The organism is Amniculibacterium aquaticum (assembly GCF_003852705.1).
In the GTDB taxonomy this organism is placed as follows: domain Bacteria; phylum Bacteroidota; class Bacteroidia; order Flavobacteriales; family Weeksellaceae; genus Amniculibacterium; species Amniculibacterium aquaticum.
The window spans coordinates 1-17,161 of record NZ_REFA01000023.1 but is presented as its reverse complement, the minus strand read 5'-3'; the positions used below and the strand labels follow the sequence as shown (position 1 = coordinate 17,161).

At 38.9% G+C, this 17,161-nt stretch carries 12 protein-coding genes and 1 pseudogene; 6 read left to right on the top strand and 7 right to left on the bottom strand.

Translation table 11 applies throughout. The features are described from left to right. Window positions 1–103 precede the first annotated feature (103 nt). The 5 genes from EIY84_RS09625 (at window position 104) to EIY84_RS09605 (ending at window position 8,458) form a co-directional block, all read left to right on the top strand. The gene (locus EIY84_RS09625; protein WP_124642619.1) at window positions 104–2,371 is read left to right on the top strand and encodes an aconitate hydratase; all 2,268 of its coding nucleotides are present in this window, start codon (window positions 104–106) and stop codon (window positions 2,369–2,371) included. Window positions 2,372–2,468: 97 nt separating this feature from the next. After that, window positions 2,469–4,664 (top strand): TonB-dependent receptor domain-containing protein, encoded by a 2,196-nt coding sequence (locus EIY84_RS09620; RefSeq protein WP_124642617.1) that lies wholly within the window; start codon window positions 2,469–2,471, stop codon window positions 4,662–4,664. 197 nt (window positions 4,665–4,861) lie between these two features. After that, window positions 4,862–6,397, top strand: coding sequence for a YifB family Mg chelatase-like AAA ATPase (locus EIY84_RS09615; RefSeq protein ID WP_124642615.1), 1,536 nt, complete (start codon window positions 4,862–4,864; stop codon window positions 6,395–6,397). A gap of 130 nt (window positions 6,398–6,527) precedes the next feature. Then, window positions 6,528–7,742 carry a GTPase HflX gene (gene hflX / locus EIY84_RS09610; RefSeq protein ID WP_124642613.1) on the top strand — a complete coding sequence of 405 codons (1,215 nt, stop codon included), beginning with the start codon at window positions 6,528–6,530 and terminating at the stop codon, window positions 7,740–7,742. Next, entirely contained in the window at window positions 7,742–8,458 is a 717-nt protein-coding gene (locus EIY84_RS09605; RefSeq protein ID WP_124642611.1) for a DNA alkylation repair protein, read from the top strand. The genes hflX and EIY84_RS09605 overlap by 1 nt, the downstream gene beginning before the upstream one ends. Before the next feature lie 36 nt (window positions 8,459–8,494). Here EIY84_RS09605 and EIY84_RS09600 read toward each other — a convergent pair whose 3' ends face one another. The 6 genes from EIY84_RS09600 to EIY84_RS09575 all read right to left on the bottom strand — a co-directional run bounded on the left by EIY84_RS09600 (window position 8,495) and on the right by EIY84_RS09575 (window position 16,334). Beyond that, window positions 8,495–8,995, bottom strand: coding sequence for a superoxide dismutase family protein (locus tag EIY84_RS09600; RefSeq protein WP_124642609.1), 501 nt, complete (start codon window positions 8,993–8,995; stop codon window positions 8,495–8,497). Between the two features lie 39 nt (window positions 8,996–9,034). After that, window positions 9,035–11,866 carry a DNA polymerase I gene (gene polA, locus EIY84_RS09595; RefSeq protein WP_124642607.1) on the bottom strand — a complete coding sequence of 944 codons (2,832 nt, stop codon included), beginning with the start codon at window positions 11,864–11,866 and terminating at the stop codon, window positions 9,035–9,037. An 86-nt stretch (window positions 11,867–11,952) separates the two neighbouring features. Next, window positions 11,953–12,924 carry a glycosyltransferase family 9 protein gene (locus EIY84_RS09590; protein WP_124642658.1) on the bottom strand — a complete coding sequence of 324 codons (972 nt, stop codon included), beginning with the start codon at window positions 12,922–12,924 and terminating at the stop codon, window positions 11,953–11,955. Next, on the bottom strand, window positions 12,924–13,343 hold the full coding sequence (locus EIY84_RS09585) for a SufE family protein (protein ID WP_124642605.1): 420 nt from the start codon (window positions 13,341–13,343) through the stop codon (window positions 12,924–12,926). Before EIY84_RS09585 ends, EIY84_RS09590 begins: the two co-directional genes overlap by 1 nt. Window positions 13,344–13,434: 91 nt before the next feature. After that, complete coding sequence (locus tag EIY84_RS09580) at window positions 13,435–14,544, bottom strand: glycosyltransferase (RefSeq protein ID WP_124642603.1); 1,110 nt, start codon at window positions 14,542–14,544, stop codon at window positions 13,435–13,437. A gap of 2 nt (window positions 14,545–14,546) precedes the next feature. After that, window positions 14,547–16,334 (bottom strand): DUF885 domain-containing protein, encoded by a 1,788-nt coding sequence (locus EIY84_RS09575; RefSeq protein ID WP_124642601.1) that lies wholly within the window; start codon window positions 16,332–16,334, stop codon window positions 14,547–14,549. A gap of 135 nt (window positions 16,335–16,469) precedes the next feature. Here EIY84_RS09575 and EIY84_RS09570 point away from each other — a divergent pair, with 135 nt between their 5' ends. After that, window positions 16,470–16,850, top strand: coding sequence for a group III truncated hemoglobin (locus EIY84_RS09570; protein WP_124642599.1), 381 nt, complete (start codon window positions 16,470–16,472; stop codon window positions 16,848–16,850). A gap of 194 nt (window positions 16,851–17,044) precedes the next feature. Here the strand turns inward: EIY84_RS09570 and EIY84_RS12015 are convergent. Further along, window positions 17,045–17,161 (bottom strand): annotated as a pseudogene (locus EIY84_RS12015) (IS30 family transposase); the annotation flags it as partial.

Below are 17,161 nucleotides of genomic sequence, written 5' to 3'. Positions count from 1 at the left end.
CATTCTAAATGATTTTCATCATGAAAAAGTATAAAAATTCGTAAATTTGAAAATTCTAAAAAAATAGAACTTAATTCATCGATAATTTAAAACTTTTATAGATATGGTTTTTGACCTTGATATGATTAAAAAAGTGTACGAGCGTTATCCAGAGAGAATTGCTGCTGCAAGACAAATCGTTGGAAAACCTCTTACATTAGCAGAAAAAATTCTTTATGCTCACCTTTGGGAAGGTAATGCTACACAGGCTTACGAAAGAGGAAACTCTTATGTAGACTTCGCTCCGGATAGAGTTGCCATGCAAGATGCAACCGCACAGATGGCACTTTTGCAATTTATGCAAGCCGGAAAACAAAAAGTTGCAGTTCCTTCTACAGCACATGCGGATCACTTGATCCAAGCGAGAGTAGGAGCAGAATCTGACTTACAAGAAGGAATCAACAAAAACTCTGAAGTTTTCAATTTCTTGAGTTCTGTTTGTGACAAATACGGTATCGGTTTCTGGAAGCCAGGTGCCGGAATCATTCACCAAGTGGTTTTAGAAAACTACGCATTCCCTGGCGGAATGATGATTGGTACCGACTCTCACACGGTTAATGCCGGTGGATTGGGTATGGTAGCCATCGGTGTTGGTGGTGCCGATGCGGTAGATGTAATGGCCGGTATGGCGTGGGAACTAAAAATGCCTAAATTAATTGGGGTTAAATTGACCGGTAAAATGAACGGGTGGACTTCTGCTAAAGATGTCATCCTAAAAGTAGCCGGCATCCTTACTGTAAAAGGAGGTACAGGTTGCATCGTTGAATATTTCGGCGAAGGTGCTCAGTCTCTTTCTGCAACAGGTAAAGGTACCATCTGTAACATGGGTGCAGAAATTGGTGCTACAACTTCTACTTTCGGGTACGACGATTCTATCAGAAGATATCTTGCTGCAACAGGAAGACAAGAAGTGGTAGATGCTGCTGATAAAATTGCAGAACACTTGACTGGAGACGCTGAAGTGTATGCAAATCCTGAAAACTATTTCGACCAAGTTATTGAAATCAACCTTTCTGAATTGACCCCTCACCTTAACGGACCTTTCACTCCGGACTTGGCGACTCCAGTTGCTGAATTCCGTGCGAAAGCCGAAGCTAACGGTTGGCCTCTAGAGGTAGAATGGGCTTTGATCGGTTCTTGTACCAACTCTTCTTACGAAGACCTTTCTAGAGCTGCTTCTATCGTTGAAGACGCTGTAGCTAAAGGTGTAAAACCTAAAGCAATCCTTGGGATCAATCCTGGTTCTGAGCAAGTAAAATATACCGCTGAAAGAGACGGTTTCTTAAATTCTTTCAGAAAATTCGAAAACGCTAGAATCTTCACCAACGCTTGTGGTCCATGTATCGGACAATGGGACAGAGAAGGTGCTGACAAAGGCGAGAAAAACTCCATCATCCACTCTTTCAACAGAAACTTTGCAAAAAGAGCCGATGGTAACCCGAATACCCACGCTTTCGTAGCTTCTCCAGAGATGGTTGCTGCTGTGGCAATTTCTGGTCGTTTGGACTTTAACCCAATTACCGATACTCTGACCAACGAAGCAGGCGAGCAAGTGAAATTGGCTGAACCTAAAGGTGCCGAACTTCCTTCTAAAGGATTTGATGTTGCGGATAACGGTTACCAAGCGCCATCTGTAGACGGTTCTGCAGTAGTGGTAAATGTAAACCCAACTTCTGAAAGACTTCAGTTGCTAGAAGAATTCCCGGCTTGGGACGGAAAAAATATTTCTGATGCTAAAGTTTTGATCAAAGCGTTCGGAAAATGTACCACCGACCACATCTCTATGGCAGGTCCATGGTTGAGATTTAGAGGTCACCTGGACAACATCTCTAACAACATGTTAATTGGTGCAGTTAACGCTTACAACATGGAAACCAACAAAGTGAAAAACCTTTTGAATGGTGAGTACATGGAAGTTCCTGCTTCTGCAAGAGCGTACAAAGCTGCTGGCGTACCTTCTATTGTTGTGGGTGACGAAAACTACGGTGAAGGATCTTCTAGAGAACACGCTGCTATGGAGCCAAGACACCTTGGTGTGAAAGCGGTTTTGGTAAAATCTTTTGCAAGAATCCACGAAACCAACCTTAAAAAACAAGGAATGCTAGGTCTTACTTTTGCTGACAAAGCAGATTACGACAAAATCCAAGAAGATGACTCTGTTAATTTCTTAGACCTTGATCAATTTGCTCCTGGTAAAGCATTAACTTTAGAATTTGTTCATGCCGACGGATCTAAAGATGTTATAATGGCTAACCACACTTACAACGAACAACAAATTGATTGGTTCAAAGCAGGATCTGCACTGAACTTGATTAAGAAACAAGAGAATTAATATCTCTTATTTTCAACATAATGAAACGCTCCAATTTGGAGCGTTTTTTTGTAACAATACAACTCTTTGTTCGTCTAATTAATCATATACAACAAAAATGAACAAAAAAAAGGTATTCGCTATTGCACTGCTGAGTTTTCAAATTTCTTTTGCACAAAATACAGATCAAAAACCCCTAACTAAAGAAAAAAATATTGAAGGTGTTACCATTACCAAAACAAAAAAAGCTGTTGAACAAAAAGCCGACAGAACCATTTTTGATTTTTCCGAACAACCTGTCCTAAACAGTGGGTCGTCTTTAGAAGGCATCAAAAAACTCCCAGGAATGGTAGTTACCGACATTGCCGGAATGATGTACCAAGGGAAATTATTGGAAGTCTATATGGACGGAAGACCTCTGAACATAAACAGCAATGAGCTAACCGCTTTTTTGGAAGGCATGCCTGCTAGCGCCATTGAAAGAATAGAAGTGATCACTCAACCCGGAGCCGAATTTCCGGCAACTTCTGGAGGTGCCATCCTAAACATCATCACATCCAAAAAGTCCAAAAGTTATTTGACAGCCACCTATTCTGGAGGATATCGATTTTCCAACTACGATAAGTTCAGAAATAAATTTAACAACAGTATCGTCCTCAATTCAAAAAATAAATTCTTTGGTTGGCAATTGAGTGCAGGACAAAATTATAACGAGTCATTTAACGAAAATAAAATGGATGGACTTTCCACTGCATTTTCCGACAAATATGCTCGCAGTTATTTTGTAAAAGCAGCCACTACTTTCGACATGGGTCCCGATCGCTTGCTACTCAATTACGATTACAACAACTCTAATAGCGATGCTTATAGCAACTCGGACGGTACATTTCTAATCGAAAACCCTGCGGGATCCAATGTTTTTCTTCCGGAGAAGTACACCAACCTCAGCAAGTCAAAAACCAAAACCGACAGAAACGAATTTACGGCGACCTATCAAAAGAAATTTGATGATAAGAATAAAAAATTAGACCTGAAATTTAATTTCTCCAATCTCAATTCCCAATTTAACCAAAACGGAGTTACAGAGCTTATAAATTACCCAGGAAATCCCAATTATTTAGACATGAAAAACTCATCCAACCAAAAATATTACAACTTCAAGGTAGATTATTCTCAGCCTATCAATATTTTGGATGAAGGTAAAATAAGTTTCGGTGGTTTGTATGAAAAAACAGATTTCACAACGGATTACTTGGATATAAAAAATTTAGATTACCAAAGGCAAACCGCCTCTACCTATGCTGAACTGAATGCCAAATTGAAAAAATTCAGCTTTATCACAGGTGTTCGAGCCGAAAATTATGACATTTCTGGAAAATCGTTAAACTTAAACAATCAATCGTGGTCAGATCTAAAAGCATTCAAGAGGTTTGAACTTTTCCCAAATGCGAGCATTCAGTACGACATTGCACCTTCGCTTTATTTCAATGTTAATTATAACCGAAAAATCTCGTTACCTTCCACCTCACAATTAAATCCTAACAACAACACCTTCCAAAACCCGAATGTAAACATCGGTGGAAACCCGAACATCCAACCAACGATCTACAACAATTTCCAGGCGAAACTTTCGGCCTTCGACTACGCATTTATAAGTTATGATTATAGTATTGTAAACGATCAGGTCATGATGCATGTAGAACGCGATGCATATACGATGAAACAAACCAATGTGAATATTGACAAGCTTACGCAACACAGCTTCAATGTGGGACTGCCACTACCTTTAATGATTTTCACAAAGCCACTTTCAGAGATTATGAAATTTAACTTTAATCCGGACAAAATCAATTTTCTATACTTCTATTCCGGCTATCAATTTCAAGACATCAAGGAGGTTTTGGACAAAAAGGGACTTTGGTTTTTTAACATCAGTGGACAATTTATCTTGCCTTACGACATCAAAATTTCACCGTCATTCAGTTATTCAACAAAAGGAAATTATTACTTTTTCCGAGCCGAAAAGCCATTTATGAATAGTGTGGATCTAAACATCAGTAAAAAATTTGATAACGACCGATTGTCCATTAGTTTATTTGCAAATGATATTTTCAACAGCAGTAGAATGAGCGTAAAAACGATGAATACCAACACTCCAATTTACCTAAACGACAGGCGCGACAGTAGAAATTTTGGAATTTCTATTAATTATAAAATTCCTACCAAAAATAAACTTGCCAAAGTAGAACAAAACATTCTGAACACAGAAAACATCAAAGAAGAAAGCGGTAGTATCCTAAACCAAAACAAATAACAACATAAAAGCATTTGATTGACATCTTATGCTATTTCTTTTAAGAGCCTGTTTTAAATTTTATATCCATACAAAAAGGCAGATAAGAAAGATTAGAAACAGCCGAATTGTTATTTCGGTAAAATTTTAAATAGGCTCTAAATGGATTGCTCCGTATTTCATCAAATTTTTATTAAATTTACTTTAAAAACACGGTTATGTTGGTAAAAATATTCGGAAGCGCAATCCATGGTGTTTCGGCACAAACCATCACCATTGAAGTAAATGTGGACACAGGAGGTGTGGGATACCATCTTGTTGGATTGCCGGACAATGCCATCAAAGAAAGCAGCTACAGAATTTCTGCAGCTTTGAAAAATGTGGGTTACAAAATCCCGGGTAAAAAAATCACCATCAACATGGCGCCGGCAGATCTTAGAAAAGAAGGCTCGGCATACGACCTAAGCATTGCCTTGGGGATCTTAACCGCTTCTGAACAAATAACTGCCGAAAACATCGGCGATTACATCATCATGGGCGAACTTTCCTTGGATGGAGGTTTGCAACCGTTAAAAGGTATCTTACCCATCGCCATCAAAGCAAGAGAAGAAGGCTTCAAAGGAATTATCCTACCCAAACAAAACACCAGAGAGGCGGCTATTGTTAATAACTTGGAAGTCTATGGCGTTGAAAACATCAAAGAAGTCATTGATTTTTTTAATGAAGGAAAGCCGTTGGAAAGAACAGAAATTGACACCCGAAAAGAATTTCAAGATAAAATAAACGATTTTCCCTTTGATTTCTCTGAAGTAAAAGGTCAGGAAATGGCAAAAAGAGCCATGGAGGTAGCCGCAGCTGGAGGTCACAACATTATAATTATCGGTCCACCAGGAAGTGGCAAAACCATGCTTGCAAAAAGAGTTCCGGGCATATTACCGCCACTTACTTTGAAAGAAGCTTTGGAGACCACCAAAATACATTCGGTTGCTGGAAAAATGGGTACAGAAACCTCACTGATGACGACAAGACCTTTTCGCAGCCCTCACCACACTATCTCAGATGTCGCTTTGGTCGGTGGTGGCAGCTATCCCCAACCGGGAGAGATTTCCTTGGCCCACAATGGAGTTTTATTTTTAGATGAAATGCCCGAATTTAAAAGACAGGTTTTGGAAGTGATGAGACAACCTTTGGAAGACCGTGTGGTTACCATTTCCAGAGCCAAATTTACGGTGAATTATCCGGCAAGTTTTATGTTGGTCGCAAGCATGAATCCCTCGCCTTCCGGTTATTTCCCGGACGATCCCAACAACACATCTTCAGTAATGGAAATGCAAAGGTACATGAACAAACTTTCTGGCCCATTATTGGACAGAATTGACATCCACATAGAAGTGCAAAAAGTAGAATTCGAACAACTCACCGAAAAGAGAAAAGGTGAAAACAGCCACGAAATAAGAAAACGAGTTCTCGCTGCAAGAGACCGACAAACAGAACGGTACAACGAATCCGAAATCCATTATAATGCACAAATGGGACCTAAAGAAATCGAAAAATATTGCGCCTTGGATGAAGTTTCGCAAAGCCTTATAAAAACAGCCATGGAAAAATTAAATCTTTCTGCCAGAGCCTACGATAGGATCTTAAAAGTGGCCCGAACCATCGCCGATTTGGACAATCACGACAACATAAATTCGACCCATATTTCAGAAGCCATACAATACAGAAGCTTGGATAGGGAATTTTGGAATGTTTGATGAGGCTTAATTTTTTCAATTTAAGAAACACCCGACAAAACTGCAACGATTGCAACAATTCCACTTAGGCAATCCATCTTTTTTCAATAACTTTGTGCCGCAGAAACGATGAAGTTTCCGATAAATTTATATGTTAGAAAAAAAGGAACATCTATACGAAAAAGCCGTTTTAGTCGGTGTTATTACCCAATTGCAAGACGAGGAAAAACTCCATGAATACATGGACGAATTGGAGTTCTTAGCCTACACAGCTGGTGCAACTGTAGAAAAAAGATTTACCCAAAAACTGACCATGCCCGACTCCAAAACCTTTGTTGGAAAAGGAAAAGCAGAAGAGATAAAAAATTTTGTGAAAGAAAACGAAATCGGAACGGTCATTTTTGATGACGAACTTTCTCCCTCTCAGCTTAAAAATCTAGAAAGGGATATGGAAGTGAAAATCTTGGACAGAACCAATCTTATTTTGGACATTTTCGCTCAAAGAGCACAAACTTCTTATGCAAGAACACAAGTTGAACTCGCACAATACCAATACCTACTACCGCGACTTACCCGAATGTGGACCCACTTGGAAAGACAAAAAGGAGGTATCGGAATGAGAGGCCCCGGAGAAACAGAAATTGAAACGGACAGAAGAATTATCCGTGACCGAATTACCTTACTGAAAGAAAAATTAAAAACCATCGACAAACAAATGGCTACCCAAAGAAACAACCGTGGGAAAGTCGTTCGTGTGGCATTGGTGGGTTATACCAATGTAGGAAAATCCACCCTGATGAATACCCTTTCCAAATCCGATGTTTTTGCAGAAAACAAACTGTTTGCAACTTTGGATACCACGGTACGAAAAGTAGTCATCGGCAACCTCCCTTTCCTATTGACCGACACGGTGGGGTTTATCCGAAAATTACCTACACAATTGGTGGAATCCTTTAAATCGACTTTGGATGAAGTAAGAGAGGCCGATTTACTGATCCATGTGGTGGATATTTCTCACGAAAGTTTTGAAGACCATATCGATTCTGTTAATCAAATTCTGATGGAAATCGAAGCACATCAAAAACCCATGATCATGGTTTTCAACAAAATAGACGCTTTTGCGTACGAGAAAAAAGACGAAGACGACCTAACTCCTGCCACCAGAAAAAACATTTCTTTGGACGAGTGGAAAAAAACTTGGATGGGAAAATCCAAATACCCAACGGTTTTTATCTCAGCAATTACCAAAGAAAATTTTGCTGAAATGAAAAAGATGATCTACGACGAAGTGCATAAAATCCACATTTCTAGATTTCCGTACAACGATTTCTTGTTTGAATATTTTGATGACGAAGACGATAGATAATGACGAATAGCCAAGAAATTTTAGAAGCATTGAACGATCTTGCCATCAAGGAAAATGTCGAGATCCTATCCCGATTTTTCAAAACTGGAAAAGGCGAATACGGCGAAGGCGATGTTTTCTTGGGTGTGAAAGTCCCAGAGTCCAGGACTGTCGTAAACGCATTTTGGGGCAAAACAACTTTAGAAGATGTTCAAGAACTTTTAGAATCCAAATACCACGAAATGCGTTTGGTAGGCTTGCTTATTTTGGTCAAGAAATTTGAAAAAAGTAAAGATTTAAATATAAAAAAAGAAATTGTCGATTTCTATCTCAAGAATACACGATACATCAACAATTGGGATTTGGTCGACCAAAGCTGTTATAAAATTTTGGGCAACTATTGTTTTGAAAACAAACAAGATAAAATACTCAGAACATTATCCAACTCCGACCAACTATGGGAAAAACGAATTGCTGTGGTAGGAACTCTGTATTTTGTGAAGCAAAATTCTTTTGAACTCACCCAAGAATTGGTTTTGAACAACCTCAACCATCCACACGATTTAATGCACAAAGCCAACGGTTGGATGCTAAGAGAAATGGGCAAAAAAGATGAAACCACACTGCTCAACTTCTTGAATCGAGAGTATCATAAAATGCCTAGAACTTGCCTTAGATACGCAATCGAAAAACTTGAAGAAACGCTTCGGCAAGACTATCTAAAAGGAAGAGTATAAAAAAATGAGGTCGCAATGACCTCATTTTTTATTGTATTACTTGATCTCTACACATCCCACTCTGCCACCGGCATTTCCTGTTGGCTGTGTATGAAAATCATCTTCTTTTGCGTGGATAATAATCGATTTTCCAATAATATTTTTGGTTTCGTCCTTACAGCCAATGCACCATTTGTCCGTTTTGAAAATCAACCTTGCAGTCCCTTCTTTGTCTGCAACCAAATTTCCGATATCCCCCATGTGGTGTTCACCATGATTCCATTTCCCGTGATTGTGGCTTTTAGGATTCCAATGTCCACCTGCAGACATCGCATCCGGTGACGAGCAATCTCCTTTCTCATGAATATGGATGGCATGGATCCCCGGCGTTAGCTTGTATGCATTGATGTCCATGGTTACCGTCTTTCCTTTTTGTATAAAATTTACCGTACCTTGGGTATCCGTTTTGCTTTTGCTTAAAATTTTATAATTTTTTGTAGTTCCGCAAGACACCATGCTCAGGGCAATCGCACCTGCTAAAATTAAACTTCCTTTCATTTGAAATATGTTTTAAATTAATAATTAATTGATATTTTTTTAGTGTGCTTCCAGCCAATTTTTTCCCATTCCAACTTCTACAACAAGAGGGACTTGGGTCTCAATGGCCGATTCCATTTCTTTTTTTATAATAGGGATAACAAGATCCAATTCGTCGTTGGGAGATTCAAATATAAGTTCATCATGAACCTGTAAGAGCATTTTCGTTTTTAACTTTTTCTCTGTAAGTTTTTGGTCGATATTTATCATTGCAATTTTTATGATGTCCGCTGCAGAACCTTGTATCGGGGCGTTCACCGCATTTCTTTCTGCATGGCCTTTTACCACAAAATTATTGGAATTGATGTCTTTCAGATGCCTTCTTCTTCCCAAAATTGTTTCGACAAAGCCATTGGTTCTGGCTTTCTCAACTTGACTGGACATGTAGGATTTCAGCTTGGGATAGGTTTCAAAATAAGCATCGATCATTTGTTTGGCCTCAGTTCTGGAAAGTCCGGTTTGTTCTGCCAATCCAAAAGCTCCTTGTCCGTAAATGATTCCGAAATTAACAGATTTGGCTTGAGATCGTTGGTCTCTACTCACTTCTTCCAATGGAATACCAAACAATTTAGCCGCGGTAGAAGCATGGATGTCTTCGCCATTTTGAAATGCAGAAATCAATTGATCTTCCTTGGAAATTTCAGCAATAATCCTAAGTTCTATTTGCGAATAATCGGCGGAGATCAGTTGGTAACCTTCCTTTGCCACAAAAGCACCACGAATTTGCTGACCTCTTTTTGTACGGATCGGAATATTTTGCAAATTCGGATTTAGTGAAGCCAATCTTCCGGTTGCTGCCGTAGTTTGGGAAAACGAGGTGTGTACCCTGTGATCTTTTGGCGAAATCTGCGTAGGCAAAGCATCTACATAGGTCGATTTCAGTTTTTGATAAGTTCTATATTCCAGAATAAGCGGAACAATCTCGTGTTTGGAGACTAATTTTTGTAAAACATCTTCGGAAGTAGCATACTGTCCGGTCTTTGTTTTTTTGGCTTTGGCATCCAGTTTTAGTTTTTCAAACAAAATATCGCCCAATTGTTTCGGAGAGTTCATGTTGAATTCTTCCTCAGACAAGTCGAATATTTTTTGTTCGAGATTTCGCAAATCATTTTCCAAATCCTGACTTTCTTTATTGAGCCAGTCGGTGTCCAAAGATATTCCTGCCGTTTCCATTTTGGAAAGCACCTTCATCAGTGGCATTTCGATATCGTAGAAAAGATTTTCCAGATTTTCTTTTTTTAATTGAGGAGCAAAAATTTCGAACAATTGGTACACCACATCCGCATTTTCTGCTGTAAAATTGGTGGTGTCGGTCATTTCTATCTCTTGGAAAGACCTTTGGTTTTTCCCTTTTTTACCAAGGACTTGCTCGATGGTTTGCAATTGATAATTCAAATAAATTTCCGAAAGATAATCCAGCCCGTGTCTTCCGTCAGGATTGAGCAAATAATGAGCAATCATGGTGTCGAAAAGATTTCCCTTCAGTTCAATCCCTAGATTTAAAAGTATTTTAAAAACGCCTTTCAGATTGTGCCCCACTTTCAGTAGGTCTTCTTTTTCAAAAACCGGCCTGAAAAGTTCGATAGTCGCGTTTCGATCCTCAGCAATGCTGGAAAAAGGAATAAAATAGGATAGATTTTTTTTGTAAGAAAAGCTCATGCCCAAAAGATCCTCTTCATCCTGTTCTGAAACGAGAAAATGAAGGGCTACCGCTTTTTGGGTGAGAATATTTTGTACCACTATTTTTTGTGCTTTTTCAGTATTGATGTATTGATACAAAGCACGACCGTCTTTAAGTGAAGTTTTGGTTGAGGTTTGTGCATCCAATTCTTCAAAATTTGCGAATAAATCGCCTACAAATTCGTTGGCTTTAGGTGATGATTTAGCAGTCGTCTTTTCAGTTTCAGTTTCAGTTTCAGCATTTACCGACTTATCACCTTCAACCGAAAAAGCTCGGTATAGATTTTCAAATAGTCTTCTGAATTCTAATTCGTCAAAGACTTCTCTAACTTTTTCAAAGTCCGGCTGATCCAGATCGTATTGTTCTTGGTGAAAATCGATGGGAACATCGCAAATAATTGTGGCTAATTTTTTAGACAAAATTCCTCTTTCCGCAGATGCTTCTACCTTTTCCTTTAACTTTCCTTTCAGTTGATTGGTGTTGGCCAAAAGAGTCTCAATGCTTCCGTATTCTTTCAGAAATTTCATAGCCGTTTTCTCTCCGACCCCTTCCAATCCTGGGATATTGTCCACCGCATCGCCCATCATGGCGAGGAAATCGATCACTTGTTTTGGATCTTCAATTTCGTATTTGGCTTTCACTTCGTCCACACCCAAGATTTCGATGTCGCCCCCTTTGGATGCCGGTTTGTAAATTTTAATATTATGGGTAACCAACTGTGCAAAATCTTTATCCGGAGTTACCATAAAAACTTCATAGCCTTCCTTTTCTGCCTTGCCTGCAATGGTCCCAATAACATCATCGGCTTCGTAGCCTTCCACTCCCAAAATTGGGATATGCATGGCTTCTAAAATGGTATGAATATAGGGAACTGCAATTTTTATGGCCTCTGGAGTCTCACTACGGTTGGCTTTGTAATCGGCGAAATCTTCAGTTCGTACAGAAGCTTTTCCCACATCAAAAACCACTGCCAAATGGGTGGGTTTTTCTCGTTTTATCAGTTCAATAAGCGAGTTGGTAAATCCAAAAATGGCTGATGTATCCAATCCTTTGCTGGTCAGTCTTGGGTTTCTGATGAGCGCATAATACCCACGAAAAATCATGGCATAAGCATCGATTAGGTAAAGTCGTTTGTCGCTAGGCTTTGTCATAAAACAAAGATATGAAAAACTTAATCGAATGCTTGAAGCAGAATGAATAGAATTTTAAAAAGAGAGCGATTGATGGTGTTAATCCTTTATTGAGGATTCATTTTTTCTACTATTTTATCAATGTTCAATTCATTAAGACAAGCCCAATCGCCTCGGAAACATTCTTTGTCGCCAAAAACCGAACACGGTCGACAAGACAGATCTTTGACCTGCACCACATCGTCTAAGGATTGTCCATAGCCCAGGAAACCCGCATAGGGATGGGTGGCTCCCCAAATGGAAATGCATCGTGTACCGACCAAACTTGCCAAATGCATGTTGGCCGAATCCATGGAAATCATCAGTTCTAATTTTGCGATTTTTTGCAACTCTTGTTTTAGACTGAGTTTACCTGCCAAAGATGTCGCATTCGGAATTTGACTCTCCCATTGACTCAAGAGTTCTACTTCTGATTTTCCACCTCCAAAAAAATAAATTTCATGATCTTGTGCTAGGATTTTTGCCAATTCAAAAGATTTTTCAAGAGGTAGCATTTTGCCTTTGTGTTGGGCAAATGGAGCAAAACCAATTCCGGATTTATGAATTTCTAAACTTCTGAATTGATGTGAAAGATTGACCTCAAAACCCATCTTTCGGAAAACATCGGCGTATCGTTCTACGGTGAGCTTCAGTTGGATTTTGTCCAAATTCCAAATGTTGGTCAACTGTTTTTTTTCGTCTTTGCCTTTATTGATTTTGAATACTTTATTACCTTTTCTCGCTAAAAATTTTGAGAGCATTTTGGATCGAATAACATCGTGCAAGTCCGCCACAAAATGAGGTTTGTACTTTTGATGAAGCTCTTTTGCCAATTTCATCAACCCAAAATATCCTTTGTATTGATCTAAGTCTGTACCGTGAAATGAAAATCTTGGAATGTCAAAAAACAAATCCTCGAAATTTTTTCTGGATACCATCACGATTTCTACTTCTGGGTTTTGTTCCAGAAACTCACGGATTACGGGTGCCGTCATGGCAACATCTCCAAAGGCAGAAAAACGGTATGCTAAAATCCTGATCATGCTTTTAATTGATAGGCTACGGCATAGAATTTTATTTGCTTGGTCATCGCCATAAGTCCATTGGCTCGAGTTGGAGAAAGAAATTCTTGCAGTCCGATTTCTTCAATAAACTTAAAATCCGAATCCATAATTTCCTGAGTGGTATGTCCCGAATAGATGGACACCAAAAGAGCAACAATCCCTTTAGGAAGTATCCCGTCGGAGTCTGCATTGAAAAAGAGTTTTCCGTCTCTAAATTCTGGATCGATCCAAACTTTGGACTGACAGCCTTTGATCAGGTTTTCATCTTTCTTTTTATCTTCCGGCATCCCAACCAAGGACTTGCCAAGGTCGATGATGTATTCGTATTTTTGTTCCCAATCGTCCAAAAAATCAAATTCTTCTACTATTTCTCTCTGCTTTTCTTGTATGGTCATCTTGAATCTTATCTAAAGGACAAAGATAAGGCATTTAAGACAAGTGAATGCACATTATGAAGGGTTGAATTAAACAAGAATTAAAATGAAATTAAAAATTTTCTTGAACCACCTTTTCATAAAGTTGTAGCAATTTCGGCGTTTCGTTTTCCCAACAAAGATCTTGGGCAGCCCTGTTGAGTTCGTTTTGATAAACCGATTTACCACACTTCAGAACCAAGCTAATTTTCTCGGCCAATTCTTGCTCGCTGTGGTTTTTAATCGTTTCGCCTACTTTATATTGGCTGATTATTTTTTTCATTTCCGGAAAATCAGAACAGACTACTGGAACCCCGGCTTGTATGTAATCTGAAATTTTATTGGGCAAAGAGTAGTAGTAACTAAGACCACCGTTTTCTTCAATACTCAAGCCTACATTGGCTTTGGGAGTGATTGCTCTTAATTCAGTTGGGTGCTTTTTTCCTAAAAATTTCACCTTATCCAGAAGATTGAGTTTCTTGGTCAGCTCCACATACTCGGTATATTTCGGACCGCCACCTGCGATCCAAAGCACGGCATTATCAATCCACTTCATGGCGGGGATCACTTTATCCAATCCACGAGACGGATTGATGGTACCTTGGTATAAAATAATTTTAGGATTGTTTTCAGAATTGTGCACTTCAGGATTCAGACTCATTTTCATTGGCAAATTTCGGATGACCAATGGCATTTTGATGTGGTATTTTTTTGCATACCAATCGGCATAACTGGCATTTGCAGTCATCATGTATTTTAGATTCGGAATGCAATATTCTTCTAAAAGTTGCCAAATTCTCTTGGTCCATTTCCCTTGTAAAGAAGGCATCTCTGTGAAAATCTCGTGACTGTCATAGATCAACGGAAGCTTTTTCTTTTTGGAAATCAACAGATTGGGATAGATGGTTTCTAGGTCGTTCGCCACCAGAATGCAATTTTCTTTAGCTTTTGACCTTAACAGCTTATACAGTTTTAGATTGTATTCTACATAAGCAAACTTCAACGATTTTGATTTTAATGAAATTCTCGTAAAAGGATACGGCCTTTTCAATTCGGGCAATCCGTCCCAAGAAGAACCAATCAATTCTACTTGATAGCCGTTGTCGTATAAGGTTTTACAAATTTTTTCTACTCGTTGGTCGGTCAATAAATTGTTAAAAACCGATACAATTACCTTCGTCATTTTTATTGTTTTTTAGCCCAAACAGCCATTTTTCTATCCAAGACATCCAACGGAAGGCAGCCTTGACTGAGCACTTCGTCGTGAAATTTTGCAATGTTAAATTTCGCTCCCAAATCTTTGCTGTACTTTTCCCTAAGTTCAAGAATTTTTAAAGCTCCAATTTTATAGGCCAATGCTTGTCCAGGCACCGCCATATACCGTTCTACAGCTGCTGTGGCATTGGCTTCGGAGTCGGCGATGTTGTTCAGATAATAGGCTATGGCTACTTCTCTGGGCATCATACCGGTATGGATTCCCGTATCGATCACCAGACGAACAGCACGCAACATCTGATCGTTCAGGTAGCCCATTTTTTGATACGGATTTTTGTACAGACCCAATTCAGGGCCTAATGTTTCACAATAATGCGCCCATCCTTCGCCGTAAGCACCTATCCAACCGAAGCGCATAAATTTTGGTAAACTTTTATTCTCTTGTTGCAAAGAAATTTGATAGTGATGTCCAGGAATGGCTTCGTGCAAAAATAAAGATTCCATACCTGTGGTGACATTAAATTTTTTAGGATCAGGAAGCGGAACATAAAAAACACCCGGTCTCTTTCCGTCAGGAGTTCCTTGTACATATTCGGCACTGGCTGTGGTTTCTCTAAATTTCTCGGTAGCTCGAATTTCGAAAGGAGTTGTGGGTGTTACATTAAAATATGTTTTTAAATGCGGACTGATGGTCGATAATATTTTCTGAAAGTCGTCCAAAATTTCTTGTTTCGTTTGATAAGGCATCGCTTTAGCATCTTTGGTAAAACTTTGGATAAAGTCTCCTAAAGAACCCTGAAAACCAACCTCATCTTTCACCTTTAGCATTTCGGCACGGATGACTTCCACTTGTATTTTCCCAATTTGAAAAATATCTTCCGGCGTTTTATCAGTCGTGGTCCAAGATTTTACCAAATGTTTGTACATCCCATCTCCGTTTGGTACGGCATTCATCCCGTCGGTTTTTCTTGCATTGGGCAGGTAATTTTTCTCCAAGAAATCGCCCATTTTTTTGTAGGAAGGAACGATCACCGACAGAATAACCTTCTGATACCTTAGGCTTAGATCTTCTTTTTGTTCTTGACTGAAGTCTGCGGGAAATTTCCTAATCGGCCCAAAGAAAATGTTTTTATCCACGGAAGTAGAGGTCAATTCTTCAGCTTTCATCTGGGTGATCATTTTTTGCACCAAAACTTTTGGCAAAACCAGTCCGCTATCCATTCCTTTTTGAAAGTTGATTTCGGCCTGATCCATCCATCTTGGAAATTGCTCCATTCGTTTCAGCCAATCTTCGTAATTTTTTATCGTTTCAAAAGGCTGACCTCCCTCTCCAGATCCCAAAAGCGGAAAATCCAACGGCAATCCTTGAAATTGCGTAAAGGGAAGCAGCTGAAAGGGATAGTCCAATGCTTGTAAATGATCGCTTACTTCGTATTTCAGCACATCGTACACCACCTTATCCTCATCGGAAAGTGCGGAGTAATTTATTTTTTTTAATTGAGCACCCACTTGGGTATAAAGCGATTTTTCTTGTCCCAAAAATTCATCGCCAATATCAATGGGCAAGATGTCGTTGTAGCGCAAATCCCCTTGAGAAGTCGCTTCCAACGGATGAAGTTTTAGATAATCTTCATAATACCGATCTGCAATTTGTGCCAATTCTTTGGATTTTTGTGCTGTTTTTTCTTTTTTAGTACACGCCCATAATCCCAGAAGCAATCCGGAACTTAAAATGATACGAAAGATTGTTTTTTTCATCGCCCAAAGTTTATGCAGGCTAATTTAAAAAAATAAACGACAACTTCGTCTTTATTAAAGAAGCAAGAGCATTTTCCATAACGGCAATCTTTAAAAACTATTGAAAAACGAACGATAAAAATGTAATTTTGCAAAATGAAACAGCTTGAAAACAGAGACGATATCGTATTTTTAGTGAATGCTTTTTACAAAAAAGTGGAAAAATCTGAAATCGGATTTTTCTTTAACGATGTTGCCAAAATCGATTGGGGACACCACCTTCCCAAGATGTATGACTTTTGGACCACTCTTTTATTTGGCGAGGTTGCCTACAAAGGAAATCCTATGGCGGCACACTTTCCCATCAACAGCATGGTAGCCATGGAAAAGAGCCATTTTGAAACTTGGATAAAAATTTGGACAGAAACCGTTATGGAACATTTTGAAGGAGAAGTGGCCGAACTTGCCGTTTACAAAGCCAACAACATAGCCCTACTGATGGGACACCGTATGGAAATTGCAAGAAGATTGAGCTAATCAAAGATTTAAAAAAAATATCCTTCGAATGGGAAACTTCGCCTGTTAAATTTTAATACATTTGCAATAAATAACGGCAAAATACCGTTATAACAACGGCACTTATTTAACATAATAAAATATTTAATAAAAATTACCGCTTTTTCTTGCGCAATTGTTTTTTTTTGCTTTGTCAAATCTTTGCAAAGGTGGATTCAAGTTATAAATGCAACATCACAGTTTTCATTCAATTTTTGAGCGAAAATTTCATTGGGCGTTTTAAAACCAAATCTTTTTCGTGGTCTGTTGTTTAAAATATTTATTACCCTTTC

What these genes read in the sequence shown, in the direction of transcription:
- EIY84_RS09625 (WP_124642619.1), top strand. Translation starts at nt 104, where the DNA reads ATGGTTTTTGACCTTGATATGATTAAAAAAGTGTACGAGCGTTATCCA.
- EIY84_RS09620 (WP_124642617.1), top strand. Translation starts at nt 2,469, where the DNA reads ATGAACAAAAAAAAGGTATTCGCTATTGCACTGCTGAGTTTTCAAATT.
- EIY84_RS09615 (WP_124642615.1), top strand. Translation starts at nt 4,862, where the DNA reads ATGTTGGTAAAAATATTCGGAAGCGCAATCCATGGTGTTTCGGCACAA.
- hflX (WP_124642613.1), top strand. Translation starts at nt 6,528, where the DNA reads ATGTTAGAAAAAAAGGAACATCTATACGAAAAAGCCGTTTTAGTCGGT.
- EIY84_RS09605 (WP_124642611.1), top strand. Translation starts at nt 7,742, where the DNA reads ATGACGAATAGCCAAGAAATTTTAGAAGCATTGAACGATCTTGCCATC.
- EIY84_RS09600 (WP_124642609.1), bottom strand. Translation starts at nt 8,995, where the DNA reads ATGAAAGGAAGTTTAATTTTAGCAGGTGCGATTGCCCTGAGCATGGTG.
- polA (WP_124642607.1), bottom strand. Translation starts at nt 11,866, where the DNA reads ATGACAAAGCCTAGCGACAAACGACTTTACCTAATCGATGCTTATGCC.
- EIY84_RS09585 (WP_124642605.1), bottom strand. Translation starts at nt 13,343, where the DNA reads ATGACCATACAAGAAAAGCAGAGAGAAATAGTAGAAGAATTTGATTTT.
- EIY84_RS09580 (WP_124642603.1), bottom strand. Translation starts at nt 14,544, where the DNA reads ATGACGAAGGTAATTGTATCGGTTTTTAACAATTTATTGACCGACCAA.
- EIY84_RS09575 (WP_124642601.1), bottom strand. Translation starts at nt 16,334, where the DNA reads ATGAAAAAAACAATCTTTCGTATCATTTTAAGTTCCGGATTGCTTCTG.
- EIY84_RS09570 (WP_124642599.1), top strand. Translation starts at nt 16,470, where the DNA reads ATGAAACAGCTTGAAAACAGAGACGATATCGTATTTTTAGTGAATGCT.